An 8,339-nucleotide genomic window follows, 5' to 3' on the forward strand; every position below is an offset into this window, starting at 1 on the left:
CCCCTACGGCGGCACCCGGCGCCGCCCCACTCCTCCGGGCTCTCCCCCAGCCCCGCCCGACCGACCACTTCGCCGATCTCCTGCTGGCGGTGCTGAGCGGCCAGCGTCCGGTGCACAGCATGCTGCGCCACACCGCGGGCCGCGCCTACGACGAACTGGCCTGGCTCACCGAACGCGGCACCCTGCGCACCACCCGGGGCACCCGCCCGGTCGTCCGCGACATCGGCTACTTCGTCCCCCGGGCCGGCGCCATCGAGGCCTTCGCCCGTATCGGCGCCGGTGACCGGCTCCGCGCCATGGCCTTCCGCCTGGAACACGGCCCCGACAACCGCTGGCGCTGCACAGCGGTGGAACTGGGCGGCCCGAGGATGCCCGCCCCGGACGACGACTGACCTCTCGTACGGGTCTGGAGGGCGCCGACGCCCGTTCCCTGGGCAACGTGAAGGGCCGGGCACCCGCAAGTGCCCGGCCCTTAGGGGTGCTTGCACCCCTTGGACCGCCGGTCTCGCCGACGGCCGCGTCACTTCCTGCGGCGGCGTCCGCCCTTGGCCTGCTTGCGGCGCTCCGCGCGCGTGAGGCCGTCCGCCTCGGAGCGGACGGGCTCGTCGTCGCTGGCGAAGTCGCCCTCGACGACACCGCCCTCACCGTCCACGGTGGGCGCTGAGAAGTGCAGACGCTCCCGGCGCTGGGGGGCCTCCAGGCCCTTGGCCCGGATCTCCGGACGGGCAGCCGCCTGGGCCGGCACCGCGTCCTCCTTCTTCTCCATCGACGGCTTCGCGTCCTCGACCGGGACCTCCTCGACCTGCTGCTCGACCTGGACCTCCAGGTTGAACAGGTAGCCGACGGACTCCTCCTTGATGCCCTCCATCATGGCCTGGAACATGTCGAAGCCCTCGCGCTGGTACTCGACCAGCGGGTCCTTCTGGGCCATCGCGCGCAGGCCGATGCCCTCCTGGAGGTAGTCCATCTCGTAGAGGTGCTCGCGCCACTTGCGGTCCAGGACCGACAGGACGACCCGGCGCTCCAGCTCACGCATGATCTCGGAGCCGAGCTGCCCCTCACGCGCCTCGTACTGCTCGTGGATGTCGTCCTTGATGGACTCGGCGATGAACTCGGCGGTCAGCCCGGCGCGGTCGCCGGCCGCCTCCTCCAGCTCGTCGATGGTCACCTTCACCGGGTAGAGCTGCTTGAACGCGCCCCACAGCCGGTCCAGGTCCCACTCCTCGGCGAAGCCCTCGGCGGTCTCGGCCTGGATGTAGGCGTCGATCGTGTCGTCCATGAAGTGCTTGATCTGCTCGTCCAGGTCCTCGCCCTCGAGGACGCGGCGGCGCTCGCCGTAGATGACCTCGCGCTGGCGGTTGAGGACCTCGTCGTACTTCAGGACGTTCTTACGGGTCTCGAAGTTCTGCTGCTCGACCTGCGACTGGGCGGAGGCGATCGCGCGCGTGACCATCTTGTTCTCGATCGGCACGTCGTCCGGGACGTTCGCCATCGACATGACGCGCTCGACCATCTGGGCCTTGAACAGGCGCATCAGATCGTCGCCCAGGGACAGGTAGAAGCGGGACTCGCCCGGGTCGCCCTGACGCCCGGAACGACCGCGCAGCTGGTTGTCGATACGGCGCGACTCGTGCCGCTCGGTGCCCAGCACATAGAGCCCGCCGAGCTCCTCGACCTCCTCCTTCTCGGCCTTCACGGCCTGCTCGGCACGCTCCAGGGCGTCCGGAAGGGCGTGGGCCCACTCCTCGATGTGCTCCTCGGGGTCGAGGCCGCGCTGACGCAGCTCCGCCTCGGCGAGGTCCTCGGGGTTGCCGCCGAGCTTGATGTCCGTACCACGGCCGGCCATGTTCGTGGCCACCGTCACGGCGCCCTTGCGGCCGGCCTGGGCGACGATCGTCGCCTCGCGGTCGTGCTGCTTGGCGTTCAGCACCTCGTGCTGGATGCCTCGCTTGCTCAGCTGCTGCGACAGGTACTCGGACTTCTCGACCGAGGTGGTGCCGACGAGGATCGGCTGACCCTTCTCGTGCTTCTCGGCGATGTCGTCGACCACCGCGTCGAACTTGGCGACCTCGGTGCGGTAGATCAGGTCCGACTGGTCCTTGCGGATCATCGGCTTGTTGGTAGGGATCGGGACGACACCGAGCTTGTAGATCTGGTGGAACTCGGCGGCCTCGGTCATCGCCGTACCGGTCATACCGGAGAGCTTGCCGTAGAGGCGGAAGAAGTTCTGCAGGGTGATCGTGGCGAGCGTCTGGTTCTCGTCCTTGATGTCCACCCCTTCCTTCGCCTCGATCGCCTGGTGCATGCCCTCGTTGTAGCGGCGGCCGGCGAGGATACGGCCCGTGTGCTCGTCGACGATCATGACCTCGCCGTCGATGACGACGTAGTCCTTGTCCTTCTTGAAGAGCTCCTTGGCCTTGATGGCGTTGTTCAGGTAGCCCACCAGCGGCGTGTTCACCGACTCGTACAGGTTGTCGATGCCCAGCCAGTCCTCGACCTTGCTGACCCCGGACTCGTGGATGGCGACCGTGCGCTTCTTCTCGTCGACGTCGTAGTCGCCGGTCTCCTCGATGCCCTTGAGCGGGTTGCCCGCCTCGCCGCGCTTGAGGCGCCTGACCAGCTTGGCGAAGTCGCCGTACCACTTGGTGGCCTGGTCCGCGGGGCCGGAGATGATCAGCGGTGTACGGGCCTCGTCGACGAGGATGGAGTCGACCTCGTCGACGATCGCGAAGTTGTGGCCGCGCTGGACGAGCTCCTCCTGCGACCACGCCATGTTGTCGCGGAGGTAGTCGAAGCCGAACTCGTTGTTCGTGCCGTACGTGATGTCGCAGCCGTACTGCTCGCGGCGCTGGGCCGGCGTCATGTTGGCGAGGATGCAGCCGACGGTCAGGCCCAGGAACTTGTGGACGCGGCCCATCATCTCGGAGTCGCGCTCGGCCAGGTAGTCGTTGACCGTGATGAGGTGGACGCCGTCACCCGACAGCGCGTTCAGATACGCGGGCAGTGTGCCCACCAGGGTCTTGCCCTCACCGGTCTTCATCTCGGCGACATAGCCGAGGTGGAGCGCGGCGCCGCCCATCAGCTGCACGTCGTAGTGGCGCTGGCCGAGGACGCGCTTGGCGGCCTCGCGGACGGTCGCGAAGGCCTCGGGGAGCAGGTCGTCGAGGCTCTCGCCGTCGGCGTAGCGCTGCTTGTACTCATCGGTGAGGGCGCGCAGCTCGGCGTCGGAGAGGTCGACGAAGTCCTCTTCGATGGAGTTGACCTGGTCCGCGATGCGGTGCAGCTTGCGCAGGATCTTGCCTTCGCCTGCACGCATGAGCTTCGAGAGGACGGACACGGGGGTTTGTCTCCTTGCCGATCGGGCCTGGGACGGTCGGTTTCCATTGACAGGTTCAATGACAGTTCAATACCAGCTTGAGCAACGGCCATCGTAAGCGAGGACCCCGCCGCGCCGGGAGGTCTGGCCGTGACAGCCATCAGGACAACGGACGGGCGAGGCGGATGGTGCCGCGCTCCGCCCACGAAATGCGTGAATCGTGATCAGCCCCTCACGCACCGGGAACACCGCCGCTCCACGCCGAAGGCCACCCGTCCGATCACACGCCGCCCGGCACGGAAATGGATGGCACCCTTCCACCACTCCCAGCAGAATCGGCCGATGGACCCCGTCACCCTGACCACCGACCGGCTGCTTCTGCGCACGGTGGGCCCGCACGACGCCGACGCCGTCTACGCGGCCGCGCAGGACCCCGACATCCAGCGCTGGACCACGATCCCGTCGCCGTATCTGCGCGAGCACGCGGACGGGTTCGTCGGGCAGCTGGTGCCCGACGGCTGGACGGACTCCTCGATGTTCACGTTCGGCGTGTTCCTCCCGTCCGGGGAGCTGGTGGGCATGCTCGGCATCACCGTGCGCGCCCCGGGCACCGGTGAGATCGGCTTCTGGGCGGCGAAGGAGCACCGCGGCAACGGCTACGTCACTGAGGCCGTCCTCGCCGCCTCACGCTGGGCCTTCACCCGTGTGGCGATCGACCGCATGGAGTGGCGGGCCGAGATCGGCAACGCGGCATCGCGCGCGGTGGCCGAGAAGGCGGGCTTCGTCGTCGAGGGCACCCTCCGCTCGGCGCTCAACAACCAGGGCGTACGCCGCGACTGCTGGGTGGGCGCGCTGCTCCCGTCGGACCTGGGCCTGCCGTCGACGGCTCCGTACCTTCCGGCCCGGACGTAGCCAGCCTGCTTTTCCCGTGAGGCCCGTCAGCCGGGCACCAGCCGAAAAGCCCAGCTCAGTCCCCGCTGTCAGTGGCACCCCCTATCGTGCGGGACCATGACGACCCTGCCGCACCCGACCGCCGAACTCTCCGCCGACGAGGCCCGCCGCCTCGCCCTGCGGGCCCAGGGATTCCTGGGTGCCCCGGACCGCAGAGGCGGCGTGCGGGGCGTGCTGCGGCACCTGGGCGCGGTCCAGCTCGACACGATCTCGGTCCTGGCCCGCTCGCACGAGCTCGTTCCGTACGCCCGCCTCGGCGCGGTGGGCCGCCGCACGGTCGACCGGGCCTACTGGACGGACACACACGCCTTCGAGTACTGGTCGCACGCGGCCTGCATCCTCCCCGTCGAGGAGTGGCCCCACTTCGCCTTCCGCCGCCGCGCCTACCGCTCCCGCCCGCAATGGAACCACTCGCTCCCGGACGGGGCGTACGACCGCGTCATCAAGCAGCTCCGCGCCGAGGGTCCGCTCACGGCCACGGAGCTGGGCGGCGCCAAGCGGACCAGCGAGTGGTGGGACTGGTCCGGCGAGAAGGTCGCCGTCGAGCGGGCCCTGATGTACGGCGAGGTGGTCTGCGTCGAGCGCCGCGGCTGGAAGCGGGTGTACGACCTCGCCGAGCGCGCGATCCCTGACGAGCTGCTGCACGACGAGCTGGACGACACCGAGTGCCTGCGCCGTCTCGTCCGTCTCGCCGGCCAGGCCCTGGGCGTGGGCACGCGCGCGGACATCGCCGACTACCACCGTCTCAAGACCGAGCAGGTCGACGCGGTGATCGCCGACTCGGGCCTGGTCCCGGTGACGGTCGCGGGCTGGGGCAAGCCCGCCTGGGCCGATCCCGCGGCACTGGAGACACCCCCGCGCGGCCGCCACCGCACGACGCTCCTCTCCCCCTTCGACTCCCTGATCTGGGAGCGCGCCCGGACGGAGCGCATCTTCGGCTTCACCCACCGGCTCGAGGCGTACGTCCCCAAACAGAAGCGCGTCTACGGCTACTTCGCGATGCCGGTCCTCGCCGGAGGACGGCTCGTCGGCCGTGTCGACCCCGCCCGCGACGGCCGCACCCTGGTCGCCCGGCAGATAACCCTCCAGGGCCCCAAGGCGGTCCCGGCCGTGGCCCAGGCCCTGGCGGAGGCAGCGAGCTGGGTGGACTGCACGGACGTACGAGTGGAGCGGGTGGACGCACCGGAGCTGCGCGAGCCTCTCACCAGGGAGCTGAGCCGCACCTTCGGATGATCGTGCGGCTAGCCGATGATCGTGCGGCTAGCGGATCTCGAGGATCTTCTCCCGCATCGCGTACACCACGGCCTCCATCCGGGAGTGCAGCTGCAGCTTCTCCAGGATGTTGCGCACATGGTTCTTCACCGTGTTCTCGGAGATGAACAACTCCTTCGCGATATCGCGGTTGTTCATCCCCGTGGCCACGAGCTTGAGAACCTCGAGCTCACGATCCGTCAGCCGCGGCGCCGGCACGAGCCGACGCTCATCGGTCCGTTGGATCATCGACTTGAACTCCGTGAGCAGCTTCGACGCCATGGACGGGCTGATCTGCGACTGCCCGTCGGCGACCGCGCGAATGGCCGTGGCCACCTCGTCCGTGGAGATCTCCTTGAGGAGATAGCCGGTCGCGCCCGCCTTGATCGCGTCGTAGAGGTCGGCCTCCTCGTCGCTGATCGTCAGCATGATGATCTTCGCGCTGGGGGCCACCTCCTTGATGGAGGTGCACGCCTCGATCCCGCCGCGCTTGGGCATCCGTACATCCATCAGCACGATGTCGGGCAGCAGATCGGCCGCCTTGTCGACCGCCTCCGCCCCGTCACCGGCCTCGCCGACGACCTGGATGTCCTCCTCGGCCGCGAGCACGATCTCCAGGCCGCGGCGGAAGAGCGCGTGATCGTCCACGACGAGGACCCGGATGGGCTCCTTGCGTGGGGAGCCCGCCTCCGGGCCCATGCCGACGACGCCGCCGTCGGCATCCTCGTCACGCATCGGTCCGAAGCTGTCCGCCATCGTTCCTCCCCCTAGAAGGCCGTGGCCTGTGTTTCTGTGCCATCGCCAACCCAAGGCAACGGCCCGCCGGTTGGTACCGGTTCGGCCATGATTTCATGCCGGGGCGGCCGTGCGGTGACAGAGCGGCCCACCCACTGGTGGCACACAGGTGCCCCTGGGGGCGCACACGCGCACCAGGGGCACCGGACCGACTGTCACCCGGCGAGGTCAGCCGCCGAGCGCACCGCCCGCGGCCGACTGTCCCGGGGATCCCTGGGCCACCATCGGGTCCGTGCTCAGATGGATGACGCCGTAGTCGTAGGCGTGCCGCCGGTAGACGACACTCGGTTCCTTGGTCTCGGAGTCGACGAACAGATAGAAGTCGTGCCCGACCAGCTCCATCTCGTAGAGCGCCTGGTCAAGCGTCATCGGGGACGCGACGTGGGTCTTCTCGCGGACGACAAGGGGCCCTTCACCCTTCACTTCCAGCGAGCCGATCTTCTTGGTGGGCACGCCGTCCTGCGGCTCTTCCTCGTGGACGGCCTTGCCGTTCCCATTCAGTGTCGCCACGCCCGGGACATGGTCGGCGACCTCGGCCGCCGTGAGCCGTCGGGCTCCACGGCGCGTGAAACGCTTGTCGTGCTGCCTGCGCAAACGGGCTTCCAGCTTCTCCGCCGCCAGATCGAGTGCCGCATACGGATCGCTGGCCGCTGCTTCCGCCCGGATCACCGGACCGCGGGAGTGGAGCGTGATCTCCACTCGGTCGGAGCGGTCCGCCTGCCGGGGGTTGGGCTCCTTGGACACCTCGACGTCGAGGCTGATCACCTTGCCATCGAGCTTCTGGATCTTCTCCAGCTTCAGCTTCTCGGCCACGTGCTTCCGGAACCGCTCGGGCACCTCGGTCTTGCGGCCCTTGACGACGATGTCCACGCAGAACTCCGTTCCCGGATCGCTCCGCTCCCTGGCGGAGCATCTCCCTTGTGCATCACCAGGCTCCGGCCAGTCCCGAAGCCTCGGACTCGGTGACTTCCACCTCCTCCTCCCCGTGGACGAGATCTCCACCCCGTAGGCGCGGGTGATTGCAGAAACCCCGCAGCAACGGCATTCGGATATACAAGGAACGGCTCGCGCCATTGCCTTACAACCGAACATATCTCGCCCGGACGGATGTCGTCACCCTCTACTGCGGCGTACCTCCATTCAGGCCATTTGACCTTCTCGTTACCTGCAACGACGCAGGTTCCCCGTCAGTTCCGGTTTGTTGGAAAAGACTCCGGCGAGGCGGCGACCACTGCCGCACGGATCCGGTGTCCGGCGCCGTTCACACACCCCTTTCCCCCTACCGCTCGGGTTCGGTCCACCACCTCCGCCGCCGACCGGGCCGTCCTCACCCCGGTCTCCGCGGTCGCACCGGCGATCCGTTGCGCTCTTCCTTCCCATGCCACGCCGCCGTACACAGCCGATTCCTCCAGCACCGCCCGTACGGCACGCGCCGCCTCCGTCAGCGAGGCGCCCGTCGTCATCAGGTCGTCGACGAGCACGACCCGGCCGCCGGTCAGCAGCCTGCCTCCCGCGCCGGCCACCTCCAGTGCGCCCGCGAGATTGTCCAGCCGCTGCCTGGAGGTGAGGCCCGACTGGTCGGCCACCGTCCGGCGCTGCCGCAGCACCCCGAGTACCCGGGCCGGAGTCCCCATGCGCCGCAGTTCCCCGGCGGCGGCGAGCGCGATCCGCCGCGCCGGGTCGTGCCCGCGTGCCCGCACCGCCGCACGTGCCGACGGTACGGGCACGAGCAGCACGCAACGCGCAACGGCACCCGTCCCACGCAGCCCCGCACCCGTCTCTCGCAAACCCGCCCGTACGGCCCCCGCCAAGGCCGCTCCGAGCGGCGCCGAGAGTGCCAGCGCGCCCCGTTCCTTGTGGGCGAGAAGCACCGCCCGCACCTCGTCCTCGTACCGGGCCGCCGCGTGCACCACGGGCAGCCCGCGCGGCTCCGGCACCGGTCGCACCCGGCACGGTACGGCCCCGCTCAAGGCTGCACGGCACTCCGGGCAGAGCACCGTACGAGGCCTCCCACAGCCTCCGCACT

7 protein-coding genes are annotated in these 8,339 nt (G+C 69.2%); 3 read left to right on the top strand and 4 right to left on the bottom strand.

Features of this window, described 5'->3' with window-relative positions:
* Positions 1 to 392, top strand: a 392-nt coding sequence (locus tag FNH04_RS36305; protein WP_228031808.1) for an Rv3235 family protein, incomplete at its 5' end; no start/stop codon positions are given.
* 128 nt (positions 393 to 520) lie between these two features.
* Here the strand turns inward: FNH04_RS36305 and secA are convergent.
* The gene (gene secA, locus FNH04_RS36310) at positions 521 to 3,337 is read right to left on the bottom strand and encodes a preprotein translocase subunit SecA (protein WP_322724842.1); all 2,817 of its coding nucleotides are present in this window, start codon (positions 3,335 to 3,337) and stop codon (positions 521 to 523) included.
* A gap of 321 nt (positions 3,338 to 3,658) precedes the next feature.
* Between secA and FNH04_RS36315 the strand changes: the two genes are divergently transcribed.
* Positions 3,659 to 4,228 carry a GNAT family N-acetyltransferase gene (locus tag FNH04_RS36315; RefSeq protein ID WP_152790097.1) on the top strand — a complete coding sequence of 190 codons (570 nt, stop codon included), beginning with the start codon at positions 3,659 to 3,661 and terminating at the stop codon, positions 4,226 to 4,228.
* A 96-nt stretch (positions 4,229 to 4,324) separates the two neighbouring features.
* A complete protein-coding gene (locus tag FNH04_RS36320) occupies positions 4,325 to 5,500 on the top strand; it encodes a winged helix-turn-helix domain-containing protein (protein WP_152790098.1) in 1,176 nt (391 codons plus the stop codon).
* Positions 5,501 to 5,527: 27 nt separating this feature from the next.
* On the opposite strand, the gene FNH04_RS36325 is transcribed toward FNH04_RS36320, so the two are convergent.
* The 3 genes from FNH04_RS36325 to FNH04_RS36335 form a co-directional block, all read right to left on the bottom strand.
* Positions 5,528 to 6,274, bottom strand: coding sequence for a response regulator (locus tag FNH04_RS36325; RefSeq protein WP_152790099.1), 747 nt, complete (start codon positions 6,272 to 6,274; stop codon positions 5,528 to 5,530).
* A gap of 207 nt (positions 6,275 to 6,481) precedes the next feature.
* Positions 6,482 to 7,183: a ribosome hibernation-promoting factor, HPF/YfiA family gene (hpf, locus tag FNH04_RS36330; RefSeq protein WP_322724844.1), complete on the bottom strand. Its 702-nt coding sequence runs from the start codon at positions 7,181 to 7,183 to the stop codon at positions 6,482 to 6,484.
* A gap of 317 nt (positions 7,184 to 7,500) precedes the next feature.
* On the bottom strand, positions 7,501 to 8,339 hold an 839-nt coding region (locus FNH04_RS36335), incomplete at its 5' end, for a ComF family protein (protein WP_152790100.1).

Source organism: Streptomyces phyllanthi, from assembly GCF_009377205.1.
Classification (GTDB): Bacteria; Actinomycetota; Actinomycetes; order Streptomycetales; family Streptomycetaceae; genus Streptomyces; species Streptomyces phyllanthi.

What these genes read in the sequence shown, in the direction of transcription:
- FNH04_RS36315 (WP_152790097.1), top strand. Translation starts at nt 3,659, where the DNA reads ATGGACCCCGTCACCCTGACCACCGACCGGCTGCTTCTGCGCACGGTG.
- FNH04_RS36325 (WP_152790099.1), bottom strand. Translation starts at nt 6,274, where the DNA reads ATGGCGGACAGCTTCGGACCGATGCGTGACGAGGATGCCGACGGCGGC.
- FNH04_RS36320 (WP_152790098.1), top strand. Translation starts at nt 4,325, where the DNA reads ATGACGACCCTGCCGCACCCGACCGCCGAACTCTCCGCCGACGAGGCC.